Source organism: Aquifex sp. (assembly GCF_056494385.1).
In genome coordinates this window covers 1-20,605 of record NZ_JBSLZM010000033.1, presented here as the reverse complement: position 1 = coordinate 20,605, position 20,605 = coordinate 1, and the positions used below count along the sequence as shown (strand labels likewise).

21 protein-coding genes are annotated in these 20,605 nt (G+C 43.7%); 12 read left to right on the top strand and 9 right to left on the bottom strand.

What is annotated here, in order from left to right:
• Nucleotides 1–2 precede the first annotated feature (2 nt).
• From ACWB1W_RS02775 to tilS, 3 genes are read left to right on the top strand one after another with little or no spacing between them, the layout of a single operon-like run.
• Nucleotides 3–755 carry an LOG family protein gene (locus tag ACWB1W_RS02775; protein ID WP_479369875.1) on the top strand — a complete coding sequence of 251 codons (753 nt, stop codon included), beginning with the start codon at nt 3–5 and terminating at the stop codon, nt 753–755.
• Entirely contained in the window at nt 733–1,869 is a 1,137-nt protein-coding gene (gene sbcD / locus ACWB1W_RS02770; RefSeq protein WP_479369874.1) for an exonuclease subunit SbcD, read from the top strand. Before ACWB1W_RS02775 ends, sbcD begins: the two co-directional genes overlap by 23 nt.
• Nucleotides 1,866–2,819 (top strand): tRNA lysidine(34) synthetase TilS, encoded by a 954-nt coding sequence (tilS, locus tag ACWB1W_RS02765; RefSeq protein ID WP_479369873.1) that lies wholly within the window; start codon nt 1,866–1,868, stop codon nt 2,817–2,819. Before sbcD ends, tilS begins: the two co-directional genes overlap by 4 nt.
• Here the strand turns inward: tilS and ACWB1W_RS02760 are convergent.
• From ACWB1W_RS02760 to ACWB1W_RS02750, 3 genes are read right to left on the bottom strand one after another with little or no spacing between them, the layout of a single operon-like run.
• Nucleotides 2,803–3,849, bottom strand: a complete 1,047-nt coding sequence (locus tag ACWB1W_RS02760) for a succinate--CoA ligase subunit alpha (RefSeq protein WP_479369872.1) — start codon at nt 3,847–3,849, stop codon at nt 2,803–2,805. The genes tilS and ACWB1W_RS02760 overlap by 17 nt on opposite strands.
• 23 nt (nt 3,850–3,872) lie before the next feature.
• Nucleotides 3,873–4,589, bottom strand: a complete 717-nt coding sequence (gene lptB / locus ACWB1W_RS02755) for an LPS export ABC transporter ATP-binding protein (RefSeq protein ID WP_479369871.1) — start codon at nt 4,587–4,589, stop codon at nt 3,873–3,875.
• Nucleotides 4,590–4,592: 3 nt separating this feature from the next.
• Entirely contained in the window at nt 4,593–7,070 is a 2,478-nt protein-coding gene (locus ACWB1W_RS02750; protein WP_479369870.1) for a CBS domain-containing protein, read from the bottom strand.
• Between the two features lie 76 nt (nt 7,071–7,146).
• Between ACWB1W_RS02750 and ACWB1W_RS02745 the strand changes: the two genes are divergently transcribed.
• Nucleotides 7,147–7,482: a (2Fe-2S) ferredoxin domain-containing protein gene (locus ACWB1W_RS02745; RefSeq protein WP_479369869.1), complete on the top strand. Its 336-nt coding sequence runs from the start codon at nt 7,147–7,149 to the stop codon at nt 7,480–7,482.
• On the opposite strand, the gene hfq is transcribed toward ACWB1W_RS02745, so the two are convergent.
• The 4 genes from hfq to ACWB1W_RS02725 are packed head-to-tail and all read right to left on the bottom strand — an operon-like array spanning nt 7,479 to nt 10,633.
• Nucleotides 7,479–7,721 carry an RNA chaperone Hfq gene (gene hfq / locus ACWB1W_RS02740; protein ID WP_479369868.1) on the bottom strand — a complete coding sequence of 81 codons (243 nt, stop codon included), beginning with the start codon at nt 7,719–7,721 and terminating at the stop codon, nt 7,479–7,481. The genes ACWB1W_RS02745 and hfq overlap by 4 nt on opposite strands.
• Nucleotides 7,722–7,748: 27 nt before the next feature.
• Nucleotides 7,749–8,717 (bottom strand): KpsF/GutQ family sugar-phosphate isomerase, encoded by a 969-nt coding sequence (locus ACWB1W_RS02735; RefSeq protein ID WP_479369867.1) that lies wholly within the window; start codon nt 8,715–8,717, stop codon nt 7,749–7,751.
• A complete protein-coding gene (gene ppa, locus ACWB1W_RS02730; RefSeq protein ID WP_479369866.1) occupies nt 8,707–9,240 on the bottom strand; it encodes an inorganic diphosphatase in 534 nt (177 codons plus the stop codon). Before ppa ends, ACWB1W_RS02735 begins: the two co-directional genes overlap by 11 nt.
• A 19-nt stretch (nt 9,241–9,259) precedes the next feature.
• Entirely contained in the window at nt 9,260–10,633 is a 1,374-nt protein-coding gene (locus ACWB1W_RS02725) for a phosphoglucomutase/phosphomannomutase family protein (protein WP_479369865.1), read from the bottom strand.
• A gap of 16 nt (nt 10,634–10,649) precedes the next feature.
• Between ACWB1W_RS02725 and murB the strand changes: the two genes are divergently transcribed.
• From murB to ACWB1W_RS02685, 8 genes are all read left to right on the top strand, one after another.
• Nucleotides 10,650–11,537, top strand: coding sequence for a UDP-N-acetylmuramate dehydrogenase (gene murB / locus ACWB1W_RS02720; protein ID WP_479369864.1), 888 nt, complete (start codon nt 10,650–10,652; stop codon nt 11,535–11,537).
• Nucleotides 11,518–12,387 (top strand): D-alanine--D-alanine ligase family protein, encoded by an 870-nt coding sequence (locus ACWB1W_RS02715; protein WP_479369863.1) that lies wholly within the window; start codon nt 11,518–11,520, stop codon nt 12,385–12,387. The genes murB and ACWB1W_RS02715 overlap by 20 nt, the downstream gene beginning before the upstream one ends.
• Before the next feature lie 62 nt (nt 12,388–12,449).
• The gene (locus ACWB1W_RS02710) at nt 12,450–13,025 is read left to right on the top strand and encodes a cell division protein FtsQ/DivIB (RefSeq protein ID WP_479369862.1); all 576 of its coding nucleotides are present in this window, start codon (nt 12,450–12,452) and stop codon (nt 13,023–13,025) included.
• On the top strand, nt 13,022–14,269 hold the full coding sequence (gene ftsA, locus ACWB1W_RS02705) for a cell division protein FtsA (protein ID WP_479369861.1): 1,248 nt from the start codon (nt 13,022–13,024) through the stop codon (nt 14,267–14,269). The genes ACWB1W_RS02710 and ftsA overlap by 4 nt, the downstream gene beginning before the upstream one ends.
• Nucleotides 14,270–14,283: 14 nt before the next feature.
• Complete coding sequence (ftsZ, locus tag ACWB1W_RS02700) at nt 14,284–15,393, top strand: cell division protein FtsZ (protein WP_479369860.1); 1,110 nt, start codon at nt 14,284–14,286, stop codon at nt 15,391–15,393.
• Nucleotides 15,390–16,151 (top strand): cyclic pyranopterin monophosphate synthase MoaC, encoded by a 762-nt coding sequence (moaC, locus tag ACWB1W_RS02695; RefSeq protein WP_479369859.1) that lies wholly within the window; start codon nt 15,390–15,392, stop codon nt 16,149–16,151. The genes ftsZ and moaC overlap by 4 nt, the downstream gene beginning before the upstream one ends.
• Nucleotides 16,139–16,708, top strand: coding sequence for a UbiX family flavin prenyltransferase (locus ACWB1W_RS02690; protein WP_479369858.1), 570 nt, complete (start codon nt 16,139–16,141; stop codon nt 16,706–16,708). The genes moaC and ACWB1W_RS02690 overlap by 13 nt, the downstream gene beginning before the upstream one ends.
• The gene (locus ACWB1W_RS02685) at nt 16,696–16,989 is read left to right on the top strand and encodes a cupin domain-containing protein (protein WP_479369857.1); all 294 of its coding nucleotides are present in this window, start codon (nt 16,696–16,698) and stop codon (nt 16,987–16,989) included. Before ACWB1W_RS02690 ends, ACWB1W_RS02685 begins: the two co-directional genes overlap by 13 nt.
• A gap of 23 nt (nt 16,990–17,012) precedes the next feature.
• Here ACWB1W_RS02685 and ACWB1W_RS02680 read toward each other — a convergent pair whose 3' ends face one another.
• The gene (locus ACWB1W_RS02680; protein ID WP_479369856.1) at nt 17,013–18,977 is read right to left on the bottom strand and encodes a pyruvate/oxaloacetate carboxyltransferase; all 1,965 of its coding nucleotides are present in this window, start codon (nt 18,975–18,977) and stop codon (nt 17,013–17,015) included.
• Nucleotides 18,978–19,025: 48 nt separating this feature from the next.
• The gene (accC, locus tag ACWB1W_RS02675; RefSeq protein WP_479369855.1) at nt 19,026–20,444 is read right to left on the bottom strand and encodes an acetyl-CoA carboxylase biotin carboxylase subunit; all 1,419 of its coding nucleotides are present in this window, start codon (nt 20,442–20,444) and stop codon (nt 19,026–19,028) included.
• Nucleotides 20,445–20,605 lie beyond the last annotated feature (161 nt).

The window sequence follows — 20,605 nt, the reverse complement described above, 5'->3', positions numbered from 1 at the left end:
GTATGGATAAAGACAGCTTAAGGATTATAGAAGAGCTAAAGATTAGACAAGGGGATACCTGGAGAGTATTCAAGATAATGAGTGAGTTCGTTTACGGATTTGACGAACTTGCAGATGTAGGTCCTGCGATAACGTTCTTCGGAAGCTCCAGGGCTAAGGAAACCGACAAGTATTACAGACTTGCCTACGAAACCGCATTTAATTTGGGAAAGCTGGGTTTTACCATAATAACGGGGGGAGGTCCGGGCATAATGGAGGCGGCAAACAGGGGGGCATACGATAGCGGAACCGAAAGCATAGGCCTTAACATAGACATACCCAGGGAACAAGTTCCCAACAGATACCAAACTAAAAACCTTAAGTTTAAATACTTCTTCGTAAGGAAGGTTATGCTCCTGAAATACGCTATGGCCTACGTTATATTTCCGGGAGGTTTCGGAACCTTTGACGAGCTCTTTGAGGCCCTTACACTTATACAGACGGGAAAGAGTCATAAATTTCCCCTTATACTCTTCGGAAGTGAGTATTACTCAAGACTTCTTGATTTTATGAAGGAGGTTATGGTCGAACACGGAACTATAAACCGGGAGGACCTTAACCTTATGGTTCTCGTTGATGAACCGAAGGAGGTGATAAAACACATAATGGAGAAGGCAAGGGAGAAGTACAACATCCTCAAAAGGTTCGGGGAGACACCTTTCCTTCACAAACTTGAGAAAATAATTAAGAGATATGAGACTGTTACATCTCTCTGACGTTCACGCAGGGAAAAGTCTTGGAAGAATATCAAGAAACGAAGACGTATCTTACGCACTCTCCCAGGTTATTGATTTTTGTAAGGAAAGCAGACCGGACCTCGTTCTCGTAGCAGGAGACCTCTTTGATAAGGCAAATCCCGATAACGAGGCTAAGGAGGTAGTCTTTGATTTCTTCCTGAAACTCCACTCGTTGAACGTTCCGACTGTGGTAATATCGGGAAACCACGACAGTTACGAGTTTATGAAAAGTATAGGAAAGCTCCTTAAGGTTATAAACGTTCACGTATTCCACAAGCCTGACCTTGAGAACGGTGTATTTGAGTTCGGAGACCTAAAAGTAGCTTGCCTTCCTTACCCCTCCGAAAGGGTTATAACAACCGCGGGGAGCGAGTCAAAACTCTCTTACGCCCTTGCGGTTGAGAAGGCGATTAAGTATTTATACAAAAAGATTATAGACGCAAAGTTTAAGGTTCTCCTTTCCCACCTTTTCATAGCAGGTTCAAAGTTTACAAAGACGGAAAGAGAAGCGAGTATATCCCGGTATTACGCTGTTGAGCCGAGTTCCATACCTGAGGGATTTGATTACGTCGCTCTGGGACACGTCCATAGATACCAGAGAGTAGAGAAAGTTCCAACATATGCATACTATACAGGCTCTCTGTTCCAGCTTGATTTCTCGGAAGCGGGAAGTGATAAGTTTTTTAACTTCGTTGAGCTGAAGGAAAACTCACCTCCCCGCATTGAAGCGATAAAGCTCACCCTGAAAAATCCCCTTCACGAGGTTGAGATAGACCAGGGGGACTACCTGAAAAGCTTAGATGAGTTAAGAAGTATACAGGGATACCTTAAGGTAAGGATAAAGGTGAGAGACAAAACCAGGTTAAACTTCGTTATGGAAAGGGTAAGAGAAGTTCTCGGGGATAAGTTAATAAAGATTGAGTTAATAGAAAGCCTAACGCTTAATAGACCGCAATCTCCGAGGAAAGAGGAATCTTTAAACATCCTTGAGCTTTATAAAAGCTACTTCAAGGAAACTTATAAAAAGGATGCTCCCGATGAGGTTTTAAAAACCCTTATCGGCCTATACGAAGCGGTTCACGGGAAAGAATGAGTCCCGAGACACTCGTTATAAGGAAGGTTTTAAAGCTCCAGAACGATGAGAAAATATTCTCAGGAGAAAGACGCATCCTTATAGCCTTTTCCGGGGGAATTGACTCGGTAGTTTTAACGGATATTCTCTTAAAGCTCAGAGATTACTTCGGCTTTGAGGAATTGTCCCTTGCCCACTTTAACCATATGTTAAGAGAGACCGCAAAAAGGGATGAGGAGTTTTCAAGGGAGTTTGCGAAAAAAAGGGGGTTGAAGATTTTTGTTGATAGGGAAAACGTTAAAGATTTTGCGAAAAGGGAAAAGCTAAGCGTTGAGGAAGCGGCAAGACTTCTCAGGTACAAATTCCTGAAGGAGGTAAAGCAAAAGGAAGGATACGACGCAATAGTTACGGCACACCACCTTAACGACCTGGTTGAGACGATTATTCTCTTTCTTACAAGGGGAACGGGAACGGAGGGATTAACAGGCTTTCTGCCCAGGGAAGGGGATATAGTTAGACCTTTATATTACGTAAAGAAGGAAGAGATAATAAACTACGCGAAATTTAAAAATCTATCCTGGGTTGTAGACGAAACGAATTACGACATTAACATACCGAGAAACAGGATAAGGCACAGGGTTATTCCCGAGCTAAAAAAAATAAACCCGAGCCTTGAAGAAAATGTTCTCACAACCGTTAAGATTTTAAGGGATGAGAATAAATACCTTAACGAGGTAAGCGAAAGGGTTCTCTCTTCATCACGTGAGGGAAACTGCTTAAGAGTTGAGCTCCTTATAAAAGAAAATGTTGCGGTTCAGAGGAGAGTCCTCAGAAAGTTTATAGGGGAAAAGGACTTCAAGAAGGTTGAACTTGTTAGAAGACTTCTTTATAAGGGAGGAGAGGTAAACCTGGGAAAGGGAAAGATTGTAAGAAGGAAGGGAAAAAAACTCTGTATTACTCTTGAGGCTTGAACTCACAGGTTTCCGGGTCAATCGTTCTGTAGAGAGGCTCAACCCTTCCGCCGGGCGTTGTGTCTTCAAAGTCCCTCGGAACTCCGAGCTCCTCTATGCAGTTAACGAGGTCGTGGTAAAACTCCGCAACCTTTACGAGGCCCGTTTCCTTTCCGACCTCGTTGAACATCCTTATCTTATCGGTTGCCTTACCCTTACCCCTCTCAACTATCGCACCCGCGTGTCCGAAGGATACACCTTCCATCTTTTCCTGGAACTTACCCGCAACAAAAGCCGCAACCGGCTTGTTCCACCTTCCCTCCTTGTAAAGTCTTAGGATAGTTTCCGCTGCTTGTTCTTCGTAGGTTCCTCCCACCTCTCCCTGTATGACAACCCCTTTCACGTTGGGGTCATCCGCTATCTCCTCAAGAACGTCCGCAAAGGTTGTGCAGGATATGACGTCTCCTCCTAGTGCCAACGCCATGTAAACACCCCATCCCCTCCTTTTGAACATTTCCGCCGTGGTCGTTGTAAGACCTCCGGATTTTGAGAGTATTACGAGACCTCCGTCCGCGTAAGCTATTGAGGGATTCTTACCCCCTATCGCTCCTATTCTCGCCGGAATTCTGGGAACTATACACCCGAGGGATGTAGGTCCTACAATTGTAACACCCCTTTCTTTTGCGTAGTGGTAGAAGTAAACTGTATCCCTTATAGGAACGTGCTCCGTAACTATGTAGATTAGCTTAATTCCCGCATCAATGAGCTCTATTACCGCGTCTTTAACCGATGCAGGAGGAACGTAAACGAGACCGGTGTTAACGTCCTTCCCTTCGGGTGAGGATAAGGCTTCCTTTACCGTGTTGAATACGGGAATGCCCGCTACTTCCATGCCCCCTTTCCCGGGTGTGACACCGACCTTTATGAACCCCGGGTAGAGGGCTTCACTTTCCGCAACTACCTGAGAAGCTTCCCTTCCCGTGATACCAACGACAATTATGCGGGTTTTATCGTTCAGGTATTTCGTTCCTACACTCCAGTTCTTTTCCATAATTTGGATATTATAACAAGGTTTTAAAGCTCAAAATCCTCTCCGAGGTAGTTCTTTTTAACCGCTTCAACCTTAACAACGTCTTCGGGATAACCTTTCGCTATTATCCTCCCTTCGGAGATTATGTAAACCCTGTCAACCATCCTTATGGTTTCCCTTACGTTGTGGTCCGTTATGAGTATGCCTATGTTGTTTCCCTTGAGTCTTAAAATGAGTTTCCTTATTTCGGATACGATTATAGGGTCAAGACCCGCAAAGGGTTCGTCAAAAAGTATATACTTGGGATTAGTAATAAGGGAACGAGCTATCTCAAGACGCCTTTTCTGTCCTCCGGAGAGTGCGTAAGCCTTTTGGTCCTTAAGTTCTATAAGTCCAAAGTCCTTAAGAAGGGTTTCCGCTTTCGTTAACGCTTCGTTTCTGTCCTTCGTAAAGAATTCAAGGAATATTAGGAGGTTTTCAAGAACCGTAAGGTCCTCAAAAAGAGAGTGTTCCTGAGGAAGAAAGGAGAGCCCCTTTTTAGCCCTCCTGAAGGGAGGAAGATGTGTAACGTCTTCACCGTTTATCTTTATGCTCCCTCTGTCCGTGCTTACAAACCCTATTATTGTGTTAAATAGCGTCGTTTTTCCTGCACCGTTCGGCCCCAGAAGCCCCACAACTTCCCCGTTATTAACCTCAAGGGATACCCCCTTAAGGATTTGCCTCTTTTTAAAGCTTTTAAAAACTTCTTTTACTTCAAGCATACTTCACTCCATGAGAGCTTTTTTTAGCTCCTCTATCTTCTTTCCGAGTTTCTTGCCCGTGAAACCCATTTTCTTGAGCTCCTCAACTTTCTCCTTCGGAATCTTAACGTATCTCAGCTTTTCCATAAAGGTTCTTACCCTTTCCCTTACCTCTTCATCAAGCATAAGAAGGAGTAAAACCGAAGGGTGAAGTCCTTTTAACACTTTATAAACCTCGTAATTGTTCCTTGCTTCTTTCAGGGATTTCACTACGCTGTGTTTCTTGAAGAACAGGAACTTGAATGCTTCTCTCACCCAAGAGGGTGCGGATATCTCCTCCAGGAACGTTCTTCCCGTTTCGTAGTCAAGGCCGGAAAGTATAAGGAGGAGATATATCCATCCGTAATCTATCTTTTCTTCTTTAAACTCAAGGGAGTGCCAGTTTACAATCTTCCTGAGTTCTTCCAGTTTCTGGTATAGTTTCTCACTCCACCTAAATCCGTGAATTATTTCCTCAAGTATTCTGTACTTTCTGTATAACTCAAGTATCTCAAGGAACTTCTCTTCCCTTAGGGCTAACTTAACCTCGTTCACGAGCCTCCCGCGGGGTGCTTCCGAAAGAACTCCCATATTCACAGCCTGTTTTAGAAGTTTTTCCGTGCTTCTTGAGAGCTTAAATCCGAGCCTTCCCGCAAATCTGAGAGCTCTAAGTATCCTTACGGGGTCTTCTACAAAGCTAACAGGGTGAAGAACTCTTATTATCCCCTCCTTCAGGTCGCTTAAACCGCCGAAGTAGTCTATAAGGGTTCCGAAGTCTTCGGGATTTACGGATATAGCCATCGCGTTTATGGTGAAGTCCCTTCTTACGAGGTCCTCCTTCAAGCTTGCAGGTTCAACCTTCGGGTATGCTCCCGGCCTGGGATAGGTCTCCCTCCTTGCGGTTGCAAGCTCAACCTTCAGCTTACCTATCTTTAGGTGTGCTGTTCCGAACTCGGGAAAAGGGTGGAGGTTAACCCCGTGTTTCTTTGCGAGTTCCTCTCCCAGCTTTATGGCATTTCCCTCAATTACGAAATCAACATCCCACACCTCTTTACCCAGAAGAATATCCCTAACAACCCCTCCGACTATGTAAGCTTTGTAACTAAGGCTTTTTGCTATTCGGCCAACCTCCAGAGCTAACTCCCTTATGTTCTCCGGAAGCTTCAGCTTCCTTCTTTTTTCTTTTAGCTTAGTCAGGTCCTCCCTCAACGCTTGAATGAGATCAAGCCTTGTGATAACACCTACTACAGTTCCATCCTCAACCACGGGGATAAGTTTCTGGCCAAATTTCGTGAGTATCTCCTCAGCTTCCCATACAAAAGCGTCGGGTGAGAGGGTAAGGAAATCTCTGTTCATAAAGTCCTCTATGGGTCTATCAGGAAAGTGTCTTACTACCTTAAGCAATGACTTTTTTGAAACTATTCCTACGAGCTTTCCTTCCTTGTTTATAACAGGAGCGTTGGCTATTCCCCTCTGGCTCATTTCGTAAAGTGCATCCTTCACACTCAGGTGTTCCGATAAAACGAAAGGCGGAGTGCTCATGATATCTCTAACCCTGAGTTTAACAAACTTTCTCGTGAGAAGGCCTTTCAGTATCTCCTTCACCCTTTCCGCCGGAACGTTCTCAAGCTTTGCAGCTCCCGCTTCCCTGTGGCCTCCCCCTCCTATGTATGAGAGTATTTCTCCTGTGTCTATATCCTCACTCTGGGAACGCCCGAAAACGTAAGTCTTCCCCTCCGCTTCAAGGATTACGAAGAAGGCGTCCGATTCCTTTAGGTCCTTTATCTCGTAAAGAAGAGTGTTTATATCGGGCTGGTATTTCTCAAGAACCGCGGTTGCTATACTTATCCTCTTCCCGTTTAAAAAGAGCTTTTCTATGGAGTTAACTATCTTGCTTACCGCTTCTATCTGCTCCTGTGTGTAAGTTTCCATAACAACCTCTCTTATCTTCCTCAGGGTTGCCCCTCTCTCAAGAAGCCAGGCGACAGCCTTTGCATCTCTCGGTGTAGTCCCCTCGTAAGTTAAGTTTCCCGTATCCTCGTATATCCCGAAGGCGAGAAGAGTTGCCTCCTCGGGTGTAAGGGAAACGTTGCTCTTCATCAGCTCCTCAACAACGAGAGTTGTTGCAGCACCCACCTTCTCTACCTTTCCCTTGAAGTTTTTAACGTCACCCATGGGGTGGTGGTCGTAAACGATAATCTCCCTTATCTTTTCTTTTGGGATGTTTTCGGGCATGTAGTGGGTATCAACGAGAACCAGGTCAAAGCATTCGGGAAGCTCCTCGGTTATCCTGAAAAGTTTCCTGAACTCTTTGAAAACTTCTCCTGCTTTTTTTGAAAGATATCTCGGCTTTAAGAGATATGCATCAGGGAAGAGCTTGAGAACTCCGAAGGCTGCGGAAAGGCTGTCAAGGTCCGCACCTTCAGATAGAACCACGAGCTTTTTACAATTACTATTCCTCATTCTTGATATACTTCATTTTAAGCCTGTAAAAGATTGTGTATGATTGTGAACAAAACTTTAAAAGGAGGTAAAGGAAATGGCGGAGTTCAAACACGTGTTTGTATGCGTGCAGGATAGACCGCCCGGACATCCTCAGGGTTCTTGTGCTCAAAGGGGTTCAAGGGAAGTCTTCCAGGCCTTTATGGAGAAGATTCAAACCGACCCCCAACTCTTTATGTCAACGGTAATAACACCTACGGGTTGTATGAACGCCTGTATGATGGGCCCTGTAGTTGTTGTTTATCCCGACGGTATCTGGTATGGACAGGTAAAACCCGAGGACGTTGATGAGATAGTTGAGAAACACCTGAAGGGTGGTGAACCCGTTGAAAGACTGGTTATATCAAAGGGGAAACCGCCGGGAATGCTTTAACCCTGTCCCGGCACCCCTGCCTCTTCAAACTCTATCTCAAGTCTTTCGTGGGGAACTATGGTTGTAATTGCGTGCTTATAAACTAAGGTTTGTTGTTTTCCATCTTCCAAAAGAATCGTAAATAAATCAAAGGATCTAATTTTTCCCTGAAGCCTTACTCCATTCACAAGGTATATGGAAACCTTTACCCTTCTTTTCCTCGCTGTGTTGAGAAAGCTCTCTTGCAGTTTGTAAGGCATCTTCTACCTCCTGTTTTTCATTCAATTTTAAACGATTTCCGCCTTAAGAATGTCGTGCATATGTATTATACCTACTGGTTTGTTCTTTTCGTCAACGACAATGAGCACGGTTATATTATGGTCCTCCATCTTCTTAAGTGCGGAAAGGGCAAGCTCATCGGGGGAGATAGTTTTAGGATTTGTGGTCATTACGTCCTTTGCCCTTGTATTCTCAAAACTCCCTCCCCTGTTTACAAAACGTCTCAGGTCACCATCGGTTATTATCCCTACGAGCTTTCCCTCGTCGTTCACAACCGCGGTTGCACCAAAACCTTTTGCGGTCATCTCTATTATCACTTCCTTCATGGGTGTTTCTTCCCTTACGACGGGAAGTTCCTCGCCCGTGTGGTAAAGGTCCTTAACGAGCCTCAATTTTCTCCCAAGTGCTCCCGCGGGATGTCTGAGGGCAAAATCCTCCTTTGTGAACCCCCTCAGCTCCATAACCGTCATTGCGAGAGCATCTCCCAAAACAAGTGTAGCTGTTGAACTGGTCGTAGGTGCAAGCTCAAGAGGACAAGCTTCCCTTTCAACGTTAAGATCAAGAACAACGTCGCTATGCTTTGCAAGTGTAGAACGAGGGTTGTTCGTTATTGCTATTATGGGAACTCCCTGGAGCTTTATGTAGGGGATTAACGCGAGAACCTCACCGCTCTCCCCGCTGTTTGATATGGCTATAACGATATCCTTCTTATCCACTATACCGAGGTCACCGTGGAGGGCTTCAGCCGGGTGTAAAAAAACGGAAGGGGTTCCGGTACTTGAGAATGTTGATGCTATCTTTCGGGCCACATGTCCCGATTTCCCTATCCCCGTGAGTATTACCTTACCCTCACAGGAAAGGATAAGCTCAACAGCTTTAGAAAAGTTTTCATCAAGGGAGGAGAGGAGCCTCTCAAGCCCCCTTATCTCCTCGGATATAACCCTCTTTCCGAGCTCTAATACTTTTTTACTTTCCACCTTTTTTGTAGTTCTCAATACCCTTCTTTATCTCCTCTATTGCGTCTTGGAGACCTCTCCAGTTTTCAACCTTAACCCACTTTCCGGGTTCAAGCTCCTTGTAGTGTTCAAAGAAGTGCTTAATCTTCTCCCTTATAATTTCGGGAAGCTGGTCAACTGTTTTTATATCGCTGTAGGTAGGGTCAAGCTTCTCGTGAGGAACCGCTATAAGTTTCGTATCTATACCTTCCTCGTCCCTCATCTCAAGCATGCCTATTGGTCTACACCTCATAACGCTTCCGGGAGCTACGGGCTCCCTTGATATAACGAGAACGTCAACGGGGTCACCATCGTCCGCAAGGGTTTGAGGAATAAACCCGTAGTTGAAGGGGTAATACATAGCGGTGAATAAGAAGCGGTCCACAAATATAACACCGGTATCCTTGTCAAGCTCATACTTAATTCCGCTACCCTGGGGAATTTCAATCACTACGTATATATCCTCCGGGGGATTCTTTCCCGGGGGTAAATCCTTGTATCCCATCATTCACCTCCGGCTAAATTTATTTTAAAAGCTCAACACCCGCCTCAAGAAGCTTTTTAACCTCTTCCTCGGAAGGAGCTTCCGCGTACACCCTTATAAGGGGCTCCGTTCCCGAGGGTCTCATCAAGAGCCACGAGTCATTCTCAAATACAAACTTAACCCCGTCTATCCTCTTTACATCCCTAACGCTCATACCTTTTAACTTCTCGGGGGGATTTTCCCTCAGCTCTTCAATCTTTTTCTTCACCTTTTCCTCAACCCTAAGGTCTATCCTTTTGTAATAGGCTGTTCCGAATCGTTTGAATATCTCCTCTATCACACCCGAAAGGGTTTTATCCTTAAGGTATAGGAGCTCGAGGATGTTCAGTGCGGAGAATACTCCGTCCCTCTCGGGAAGGTATTCGGGTATGCCGTAACCTCCCGACTCCTCACCCCCGAATATAACACCCCCTTCTTTAAGAATTATCTCGTTTATGTTTTTAAAACCTACACCTACCTCTATCAAGGGAACACCGAACTCCTTACATATGCGGTCCGCAAGGTATGTTGTTGAGACCGTTTTCACAACCTTTCCCCTTTTTCCCTTGTTTTCAAGAATGTGAAGAAGTAGCATAGCGTATATGAGCTGGGTGTTAACGTAGTTTCCCTTTTCGTCAACGAGGGCTATACGGTCCCCGTCCCCGTCGTTTGCAACTCCAAGGTCCGCCTTTAGGCTTCTTACCTTTTCCTTCGTTATCTCCATATATTTTTCTATGGGCTCGGGAGGATTTCCACCGAAAAGGGTGTCCCTGTTTTTCCTTATGTTTACAACGCTGACCTTTGTATCCCTCAAGACGTATTCAAGGAGTCCGGAAGTAGTTCCGTGCATTGAATCGTGAACGATTAAGGTTTCCCTCTCCCTCAAAAGGTCAATGTTTATGAGGTTTCTTAACTTCTCAACGTAATACTTCCTAACCTCTCGGAACTCGGGTTCGTATTCCTTAAAGTCTATCTTCTCGTATTTTATTCTTCCCTCAACTTCCCTCACAAACTCGGGAGTTGCAGAACCCCCGAAACTTTCCTTAATCTTATACCCGTTGTATACCGGTGGGTTGTGGGAAGCGGTTATCATAACTCCCCCGTCGTATCCCATATACTTTACTCCGAAGGATACCATAGGAGTTGTGCACGCACTACCAACGAGTTTAACTTCAAGCCCCTCCGTTTTCATAACGTCGTAAACGGCCTTTGCAAAGTCCTCGGAACGAAATCTCCAGTCGTATCCTATGAGGACTTTATTTAATCCTTTTTCTTTCAGAACTTCCGCATGGGCTTTTGCAACTCTTCTTATGTTCTCAAAGTTAAACTCCTCGGCTATCCTCGCCCTCCACCCGTCCGTTCCGAACTTTACCATAATATTAAAGGTTAACATGGAAGTTTATAGGGATTTTCCTCTAAGGGAGCTAACAACCATAAAGGTAGGGGGAAAAGCTCTCTACTACGTAGAACCGAGAACATTTCGGGAACTGAGGGAAGCGATAAAGCTTTCGAGGATTAACGATATTCCTATTTTCATCCTCGGAAACGGCTCAAACACCATTTTCGGAGAGGTTAAGGGAGTTGTTTTAAACACATCAAGACTGAGGGGAGCAAGTGTAAGAAATAAAGGGGAGTTCTTTTTTATTGAAGCCCTTTGTGGAACACCTCTTAAGGAAGTTATAAGGGTTTCTCTTTCGGAAAATCTCGGAGGTATTTATAAGCTTTTGGGATTCCCTGCAAGCGTTGGGGGAGCTGTTTCTATGAATGCGGGAGCTTTCGGTGTGGAAATATCTGATTTCCTTGAAGAGGTTTACGTTCTGAACTGGGAAGGGGAACTCGTAAGGTATAAAAGGGAAGAGATAAATTTTTCATATAGGAAGTCTCCCTTTCCCGAAAAGGGAGTAGTGTTTAAGGCTGTCTTCCGCTTAAAAAAGTCAGATGAGGACATAAAAAAGGAGTATTTACGAATAAGGAACATAAGGAGACGTAAACAACCTATAAACCTTCCGACCAGCGGTTCAACCTTTAAAAATCCAAAAGGAAGCTATGCGGGAAAACTCCTTGAAGGGGCAGGGCTGAAAGGTTTTAAGCTGAAAAATGCGGGATTTTCAGAGAAACACGCAAACTTCCTTATAAATTACGGGAACGCAAGTTTCTCCGAAATTAAAGAATTAATAGAAATAGGCAAGGAAAAAGTTTACGAGCGGTTCGGTATAAAGCTTACGGAGGAGGTGAAATTAGTTGAAAGTTGCGGTAATAATGGGTGGAAAATCCTCTGAAAGGGAGATATCCCTGAAAACGGGGGAGGCGATAGTAAGAGCTCTAAAAGAGCTCGGGCATAAGGTTTACACCTTTGACCTATCTTCCGACCTTCCCTGTAAGCTCCTTGAGTTAAAACCCGATAAGGTTTTCATAGCACTTCACGGAAGACCCGGAGAAGACGGAACAGTTCAGGGTATGTTGGAGCTTCTCGGAATACCCTACACGGGTTCTGATACCATAGCTTCTGCAGTATGCATAGACAAAGACTTTACAAAGAGAATTCTCCAAAAGGAAGGTGTAAAAACACCAAGATGGAAAGTAGTATATGAAAAAAATGACTTAGAAAACTTCAAGTGGGAAAAATTCCCTGCGGTCATAAAACCTGCGAGGGAAGGTTCAAGCATAGGGCTAAAAGTTGTGGATAGTTTAGAAAACCTGAAGGAATACGTAGGAGAACTTCTCAAAAGAACGGATAAGGTTATGGTTGAGGAGTTTATAAAGGGAAGAGACATAACGGTGGGAATTCTTAAGGGAAAACCCCTTCCCGTGATAGAGATAAAGCCTAAAAAAGGTGTATACGATTACGAGAGTAAGTATACGAAAGGAATGAGCGAATACGTAATAATTGAAGATGAAACTTTAACCGAAAAACTTCACAAAATCTCAAAAAAAATATACAAAGTTTTATCCTTAAAAGATTTTGCACGCATTGATTTTCGCCTTTCAGAAGAGGGAGAAATATACTTTCTGGAGGTGAATACGATACCCGGAATGACAGAACTTAGTTTACTTCCCATGGCTGCAAAAGCAGAGGGGATGAACTTTCGGAAGTTGATAAATATAATTATTTCAGAGAGGGGAATTTGAGGAGTTTATTAAGTGGTATCTTAGGAACACTCATCCTTATATACATATTATCAATAGGAGTTATGAAACTACCCTTTCTGACGGTTCATTCTGTAACACTTGAAGGAATAAGGGAAGGTGAATTTAAAAAGATAAAGCCTGTTATTACTTCCCTCGGAAAAAAACTTATTTTCGTGGGGGAAGGGGAACTACTCACTCAGATAAACCGGCATCTTGGGAACAGATTCAGGAAGCTTGAGATAAACAGGGAGTTTACGAAAGAGGGAATAAACCTAAGTATACGCCTTATAAGGAGAAAAGCGGTAGCAAAAGCTTTCATTGATGGAAAGGCATACCTTTTGAGTGAGAACGGAAAACTATTTTGGGATGAGAACCAAAAGGTTAATAAATACGTTTACTTCAGAGGTATTAATCGCGTTAATAAAAAGGTTATAAATCTACTAAGGTATGCGGATAAGATATACGTTTACAAAAACGGCTTAAAGTTAAAACTGGGGGATAAAACGGTTTTCCTTCCGCTGAATTTTTCCCGGAGGGAAATAAGCTTACTTGAAAGTATTATAAGAAATGATGAAAGTAATTATAAGGAGGTGGATTTAAGGTATAAAAGATTTATACTTTTAAGGAAGAAGCTATGAATAGATTGGCTGCTTTGGATGTTGGTTCCGAAAAAGTTGTATACCTAATCGGAGAAAGGGATAGTTACGGGGATATCCACGTAATAGGTTTCGGAGAAGTTCCATCAAAGGGAATAAAAAAGGGAATTATAAACGACCTCGGGGAGGCTAAAAGGAGCATTCTCGCGGCGGTAAGAGAAGCAGAAGAAATGGCAGGAGTAAAGGTAAGGGACATCATATACGGGGTTTCCGGCGGAACGACAAAAGGAGCGGGAATTAAAAGCCAGAATGTAAAGGACACCATAAGTATACCCTCAACAGCCAGGGAGATAGACGAGAGTCACGTAAGCAGGCTCATAGACAGGTGTTTAATGAAGAGTAAGGAAGACGGTTATGAGATTATATACTACACTCCCAGAAAATACGTCCTCGATGAACATATGGAGGTGGAAAGTCCTTTAGGAATGGAAGGCTCAAAACTTTCTGTGGAAGTTCATGTAGTAAAGGCAAGCCTCACAATATTGAGAAACCTTGAGAAAGCCATAATGGAGATTGGTTTAAACCCCGTAATGAGGTCGTCAAGTGCTATAGCCTCCGCGGAGGCGGTTTTAACGCGGGAGGAAAAAGAGGAAGGAGTTCTCCTCATAGATATGGGAGCGGGATTGACAGACTACACGCTTTACTTGGAAGGGAGTCCTTACATAACCGGTGTTGTTCCCTTCGGAGGAATGAATATAACAAAAGACCTTAGCTTTATGCTCAAAATAAATGTAGAAGCAGCGGAAAAGTTAAAAAAGGAGATAGGGGAAGCCTTCCTTAAGAGTGAAGAAGACGAAATTATAAACATAAAGCCAAAGGGAGAGGATACGGAAATACCTAAGAGTAAAAAGGAAATAGTTGAGATAATATACAGCCGGGTTGAGGAGATAATTGAATACGTAATAAAAGATGTGAAGGGAAAAGGGGGAAGATTAGAACTTATCAACAACGGGATAGTCATAACGGGGGGAAGTGCTAAGTTAAAAGGGCTTCGTGAGGCGGTAGAATACATAACGGGTCTTCCGGTAAGGATAGCCTTACCCCAGGGAATAATAGGCCTAAAAGAGAAGATTAACGACCCTAAGTATTCTACTGCGGTAGGACTCTTAAAGCAGGGGCTACTTTCTCGTGCAACGGACGTAAGCCCGGAAACGAATGCCAAACAGAACGGCTTTTTTGAAAGTATTAAGACGAAGATAAAGAACCTCTTTGAGGAACTTTTGTAAGGGAGGTTATAAACATGGAAAGTGTTTTAAACAATCCCTGTAGGATAAAGGTTATCGGTGTGGGAGGAGGAGGAAGTAACGCGGTAAATAGAATGTATGAGGACGGAATAGAAGGGGTTGAACTTTTCGTAGTCAATACAGACGTTCAGCATTTAAACAGTCTAAAGGTTCCCAATAAGATTCAGATAGGGGAAAAGGTAACGAGAGGACTGGGAGCGGGAGCGAGACCGGAAATAGGAGAAGAGGCTGCCCTTGAGGATATAGACAAGATTAAAGAAATGCTTTCCGGTGCGGATATGGTGTTTATCGCTACTGGTCTGGGCGGCGGAACGGGAACGGGAGCGGCTCCGGTTATAGCAAAAACAGCAAAGGAAATGGGCATTCTTACGGTGGCGGTTGCAACCCTTCCTTTCAAGTTTGAAGGAAAAAGAAAGATGGATGTAGCACTTAAGGGGCTTGAAAGACTAAAGGAGTCTGCAGACGCATACATAGTTATTCATAACCAAAAAGTTAGCGAACTATCCAACAAAATGCTCAGTATAAAAGACGCATTTAAGGAAGTTGACGCTGTTCTCTCAAGGGCGGTAAGGGGAATAACGAGTATAGTTGTTACGGAAGCGGTTATTAACGTAGACTTTGCGGACATAAGGACAACCCTTGAAGAGGGAGGTCTCTCCATAATCGGTATGGGAGAAGGTGAAGGCGAAGGTAAAGAAGAAACCGCAATAGAAAGAGCTCTAACAAATCCCCTTTTAGAAGGAAATTCCATAGAGGGAGCTCAAAGGGCGCTGGTAACACTCTGGACTTCCGAAGACATACCTTACTCCGTAATTGAAGACATAATGGAAAGAATAAGTGAAAGGCTTCATGAAGATGCCCAGATAATATTCGGTGCGGTTCTTGAAGGTGATAAAAGCGATTTTATAAGAGTTGCAATAGTTGCAACGGACTTTCCGGAAGAAAAGTTCTCCGTAGAAGGTAAGGAGGTATCTTTCAAGGTGATAAAAAACGAAAGAACTAAAGAAAAGCAACCTGAGGAAGTTATACAGAAAAGGGCAGAGCCCTCGGATGTTGTTGAGGATATTCCTTCAATTTTGAGAAGAAAGAAAAAGGGTAATATATGAGAACAGTTGATATATCTTCGAAAATAGAAACGCTAAGGGAAGCGAAGGCTTACGGGAGAATAAGACTAAAAAGGGAAACGGTAGAGAGAATTAAGAACAATCAGATACCTAAGGGAAACCTTATAGAGGCGACAAAACTGAGCGGTATATTTGGAGCTAAAAGAACAGGGGAACTTCTCCCTTTCTGTCATCCGATACCTTTGGACTACGTTTCCTTAGAGATTAAGGTAAACGAGGATAACCTTGAGATTTTCTCAACAGTAAGAGGAATAGCAAGAACAGGTTACGAGATGGAAGCCTTAACTGCTGTGAGTATCGCACTCCTGAACGTTTACGACATGTGTAAAGGCATTGACGATAGTATGGTAATAGAAGAAATAAAACTCCTTGAAAAGAAGGGTGGAAAGAGTGATTGGTTTAAGGACCTTAAAGGTGTAAAGGTAAAGGTTAATGCCAAAGAACCCATGAAGGGAATTATAGAAAATTACCTAAAGGAACTCGGAGCGGAGTTCTCGGAAAATGCCGAGCTATACATATCCGTAGGAGAAAACATTCCTTACGACAGATTTTTGAACGGACTTGAGTCTATTGTTGCCTTTTACGACTTCACACAGAACCCAAAGGAAGTTACTCAAGAGATAAAAATTGGTAAAACGGATACATATGTTGTGATAATACTTCCTGAGAATGAGAGAAAGATAAGGTTCTTTTTTGAAACGTTTGGCGGGATAATCGGACACCTTACATGCGGAAGGTAGCGGTCTGCATAACGGGTGCGAGCGGTGTAATTTACGGTGTATACCTCGTAAAAGCTTTATCGGAACTTTCCTACAGGGTTGACCTTGTAATTTCAAGTAATGCAAGGATAGTTTTGAAGGAAGAGCATGGAAAAACCTTTGAGGAATACTTAAATGGTCTTAAAAACGTTTTCCTTCACGATGAAAAAGATTTTACTTCTCCTCTTGCGAGCGGTTCGGTTCTCGTAAAGTATAAAGGGGTTTATATAGCTCCCTGTTCAACGAGCACCTTATCTTACATAGCAAACGGGATAAATAAGAACCTAATTCACAGAATAGGAGAAGTTGCCCTAAAAGAGAGGGTTCCCTTAGTTTTGCTTATTAGGGAAGCCCCTTACAGCAGGATACACCTTGAGAATATGCTGAAAATAACAGAAGCCGGAGGGATAATCGTTCCGGCAAGTCCCGCATTTTACCATAAGCCTGAAAGCCTTGAAGATATGATTAACTTCGTTGTAGGTAAGCTTCTGGATGTTCTCAGGATAGAGCATAATCTATATAAGAGATGGAAAGAGTAAAAGTAGAGAGGACGGGAGTTAAGGATAAATCGGAGATTTACAGGATATTGAGGGATAAGGGATACAGCGTTTACGAATGGTATGACCCTCCCGGAACTTATTACCCCACCCATACCCATCCGGATAAAGAAGTGAGGTGGGTTATTGAGGGTGAGGTTGTTATAGGAACTGAGGGAAGAGAAATAACCCTAAAAGAGGGGGATATGATAGAGCTTGAACCCGAAACCCCCCATTGGGCTAAAACTGATAAAGGGGTTCGTTATATCTGTGGTTCAAAATAAGTAAAAGAAAAGGAAGGGAAAAATCACTGATAGCTGTTGTCTTCCTTGTGGGGAACTATTCTCAGTAGAGCCTGGTCGGGGTTTACCTGGTCTCCGGGTTTTACGAAAATCTTCTTAACGATACCGTCTATAGGAGCGTGAACCTCGTTTTCCATCTTCATGGCTTCAACAGTCGCAACCGTTTGCCCTTGTTGAACGGGCTCACCCTCTTTTACGAGAATCTTTACAACTTTTCCGGGCATAGGAGGTGTAACATCTCCCGGCTCGGTAGCCTTCGGTATTCCTTCCTCCTCCGTAGTGGTTTGCGTAACCGCACCGCTGCCCTGGGGAACAGCTTCCTTGAAGGGTTTGAGTTGTATTTCTTCAAGTCTGTTGTTTATCCTTACGTAATACTTCCTGGGCTTTCCGCTTTCCGCATCTACGGATACACCTTCAATCTTTACTTTGAACTTCTCACCGTGGTATGTGACTTCAAACTCTATAGGTGCAGCACCTGGAACTTCTCCCGGTTTTGTTTCCGCAACTTCGGGGAGCTCAGCGTCAACGGGTTCGGGATGAAGCTCTCCTTTTTCTCTGAGTTCAAAGAACTCCTTAGCCTGCATCGGGAAGAGTATGTAAAGGAGAACCTCCTCATCTGTGGGTTCTCTTCCGAATAGCTCTTCAAGTTCTTTCTTTGCCCTATCCCACTCATGTGGGTCTGCGTAGTCGGCAGCTCTTGTGGAAAAATCGGGCTCCTTTCCGGGACCGAGTATCTTTTCAACGAGCTCTTTAGATATAGGTCCGGGGGGCTTACCGTATTTTCCTTCAACGTAGTCCCTAACTTCCTTGGTTATAACTTTATACCTTTCTCCCGTTATAACGTTGAGAACCGCCTGAACACCTACTATCTGGGAGGAAGGTGTTAAAAGCGGTGGGTATCCGAGATCCTTTTCAACCCTCGGAACTTCCTCAAGGGCTTCCTCAATCTTGTCAAGGGCGTTTGCTTCCATAAGCTGTGCAACCATGTTGGATATCATTCCACCGGGTATCTTGTGTATGAGAACCTTAGCGTTAACCCCCGCATACTCGGTTTCATACTTCTTATACTTCTTCTTTATCTTCTTCGCTATCTCCGCAGCCTCGGATATCTTTTGAAGGTCAAGTTCCGTATCGTAAGGTGTTCCCTCAAGAGCTGCAACTATTGTTTCCGTCGCCGGGTGAGATGAACCGAAGGCTAATGGTGAGAGAACTGTATCAAGCATGTCAACTCCTGCAAGAACAGCCATTATGTGGTTCATCGTTGCCATTCCGCTCATATCGTGGTTGTGGAGAAGAACAGGTATCTTTCCGCTGGTAACTTCCTTTATTCCCTTGATGATCTGATAACATTCAAAGGGTTGCATTATTCCCGTGGCATCTTTGAAGGATATCCAATCCGGTTCCATCTCTGCGAGCTCTTGAGCGTATCTCATCCACAGGTCGTAAGTGTGTATAGGGCTTCTCGTGTAGGATATCTCTGCGTGAACCTCTCCCCCGAACTCTTTTATGGCCTTAACCGCTGTTTCTATATTTCTGTTATCGTTTAAGGAGTCAAACACTCTGAAAACCGTTATCCCGTTTTCTATGGCTTTTTCAATGAACTTCTTAACAACATAGTCGCTTCTTGGCTTGTATCCGACAATATTCTGTCCTCTGAAGAGCATCTGGAGTTTCGTGTTCGGCATTACTTCCTTTATCCTTCTTAACCTTTCCCAGGGGTCTTCCTTTAGGTATCTAAGGCATACGTCGTAGGTAGCTCCACCCCAAACTTCAACCGCGTAAAATCCGCATTTGTCAAGGGCTTCACATAAAGGAAGGAGGTCGTCCGTTCTTACACGTGTTGCAAGTTTACACTGCTGGCCATCTCTGGGGGTAAGGTCGGTTATGAGAATCTTCTTTTTAAAGCCTTTATTCTTTACTTCCTTTAGCTTCTCCCTAATCTCCTCTATAACCTCAGGGTTCACCACCATTTAAAACACCTCCTTGAGTATGTTTTATTCTATACGTAAAACATCGTTTTACAACCCGTGATATGCGGCTATTGCCGCAGATATGAAAGCTACAAAGTCTTCCTTGTCCCTGTGCTCCGAGTAATCAAAGACTTCGGGATGTTCTTCAAGGTATTTAGTTGTGAACTTTCCGCTTCTGAAGTCTTTTTCCTTCATTATGTTTATGAGAAGAGGGATTGTGGTCTTCACTCCCGTTATCTCGTAAGTCTCAAGGGCTGCCTTCATTCTATCAACCGCTTCCTCCCACGTGGGTGCCCAGGTTATGAGCTTCGCTATCATTGAGTCGTAGTAAGGTGTTACTTCAAATCCTCTGGCTGCCGCGTGTTCAACCCTTATTCCGAATCCACCGGGAACGTAATATCTCTCTATTACTCCGGTGGAGGGTGCAAAGTTATTCTTGGGGTCTTCAGCATTTATACGGCACTCTATAGCATACCCGTTAAACTTAATGTCTTCCTGTTTTATCGTTAGCTTCTCCCCTGCCGCTATCTTTATCTGCCACTTTACTATGTCTATACCGGTTATCATCTCGCTTACAGGGTGTTCAACCTGTATACGTGTGTTCATCTCAATGAAGTATAAGTTTCCTTCTCGGTCTGCTATAAATTCCATCGTTCCCGCATTGTAGTAGCCTATTTCTTTTGCTGCTTTTGTGACTATGTTTCCGTAATGCTCTCTCTTTTCGGGTGTAAGTATTAGAGAGGGTGCTATCTCAACGAGCTTCTGGTTCCTCCTCTGTATTGAACAATCCCTCTCACCGAGGTGTATTACGTTTCCGTATTTATCACCGAGGATTTGATACTCTATGTGCTTTGGATTTTCTATAAACTTCTCAAGGAGTAGGTCTCCCCTTCCGAAGGCTTTTTCCGCCTCCCTTGAAGCCTGATCGTAATTCTTAACAAGTTCCTCCTCATTTCTGCATATCCTTATTCCCCTTCCTCCACCGCCTGCGGTAGCCTTAAGGAGAACGGGATAGCCTATCTCCCTCGCAAGGGCTTTGGCCTCCTCAAGACTTTTTAGAACACCATCCGAACCGGGAACTACTGGAACACCTGCTTTTTTCATAACTTCCTTTGAACGGGCTTTGTCTCCCATAAGTTCTATAACCTTCCAGTGGGGGCCTATGAAGGTTATTCCCGCCTCTTCGCACATTTTTGCAAATTCCGCATTCTCAGCCAGGAATCCGTATCCCGGGTGTATAGCATCCGCTCCCACTTCAAGAGCGAGGTCTATAATCCTTTGTTTGTTGAGATAAGTATCTAATGGGTCAACCCCTATCATATAAGCCTCGTCTGCAAGCTTTACATGTCTTGCTGTGCTTTCAACCTCGTTGTAAATGGCAACCGTCGGAATTCCGAGCTCCTTACAAGCTCTTATAATTCTTACGGCTATTTCCCCTCTGTTAGCCACTAGAACTTTATTGAACATCATCAAACCTCCTCAGAGTATTTTTTCAAAATTTCGTTTAAGTTAACTTTTATGTTGTCAATTACTTCAAAATCATCTTTCCAGTCCTGAACTATCCACTTTTTGCCTTTTTCCGCAATCATTACTTTCTTAGTTTTGGTAAAAATCCATATTACTTTTTC

Coding starts and splice junctions, on each gene's coding strand:
- ACWB1W_RS02690 (WP_479369858.1), top strand. CDS start 16,139: ATGCGGAAGGTAGCGGTCTGCATAACGGGTGCGAGCGGTGTAATTTAC.
- ACWB1W_RS02750 (WP_479369870.1), bottom strand. CDS start 7,070: ATGAGGAATAGTAATTGTAAAAAGCTCGTGGTTCTATCTGAAGGTGCG.
- ppa (WP_479369866.1), bottom strand. CDS start 9,240: ATGGGATACAAGGATTTACCCCCGGGAAAGAATCCCCCGGAGGATATA.
- accC (WP_479369855.1), bottom strand. CDS start 20,444: ATGTTCAATAAAGTTCTAGTGGCTAACAGAGGGGAAATAGCCGTAAGA.
- ACWB1W_RS02725 (WP_479369865.1), bottom strand. CDS start 10,633: ATGGTAAAGTTCGGAACGGACGGGTGGAGGGCGAGGATAGCCGAGGAG.
- ACWB1W_RS02745 (WP_479369869.1), top strand. CDS start 7,147: ATGGCGGAGTTCAAACACGTGTTTGTATGCGTGCAGGATAGACCGCCC.
- ACWB1W_RS02715 (WP_479369863.1), top strand. CDS start 11,518: ATGGGTGGAAAATCCTCTGAAAGGGAGATATCCCTGAAAACGGGGGAG.
- tilS (WP_479369873.1), top strand. CDS start 1,866: ATGAGTCCCGAGACACTCGTTATAAGGAAGGTTTTAAAGCTCCAGAAC.
- ACWB1W_RS02710 (WP_479369862.1), top strand. CDS start 12,450: ATGAAACTACCCTTTCTGACGGTTCATTCTGTAACACTTGAAGGAATA.
- hfq (WP_479369868.1), bottom strand. CDS start 7,721: ATGCCTTACAAACTGCAAGAGAGCTTTCTCAACACAGCGAGGAAAAGA.
- sbcD (WP_479369874.1), top strand. CDS start 733: ATGAGACTGTTACATCTCTCTGACGTTCACGCAGGGAAAAGTCTTGGA.
- ACWB1W_RS02685 (WP_479369857.1), top strand. CDS start 16,696: ATGGAAAGAGTAAAAGTAGAGAGGACGGGAGTTAAGGATAAATCGGAG.
- moaC (WP_479369859.1), top strand. CDS start 15,390: ATGAGAACAGTTGATATATCTTCGAAAATAGAAACGCTAAGGGAAGCG.
- murB (WP_479369864.1), top strand. CDS start 10,650: ATGGAAGTTTATAGGGATTTTCCTCTAAGGGAGCTAACAACCATAAAG.
- ACWB1W_RS02775 (WP_479369875.1), top strand. CDS start 3: ATGGATAAAGACAGCTTAAGGATTATAGAAGAGCTAAAGATTAGACAA.
- ACWB1W_RS02760 (WP_479369872.1), bottom strand. CDS start 3,849: ATGGAAAAGAACTGGAGTGTAGGAACGAAATACCTGAACGATAAAACC.
- ftsZ (WP_479369860.1), top strand. CDS start 14,284: ATGGAAAGTGTTTTAAACAATCCCTGTAGGATAAAGGTTATCGGTGTG.
- lptB (WP_479369871.1), bottom strand. CDS start 4,589: ATGCTTGAAGTAAAAGAAGTTTTTAAAAGCTTTAAAAAGAGGCAAATC.
- ftsA (WP_479369861.1), top strand. CDS start 13,022: ATGAATAGATTGGCTGCTTTGGATGTTGGTTCCGAAAAAGTTGTATAC.
- ACWB1W_RS02680 (WP_479369856.1), bottom strand. CDS start 18,977: ATGGTGGTGAACCCTGAGGTTATAGAGGAGATTAGGGAGAAGCTAAAG.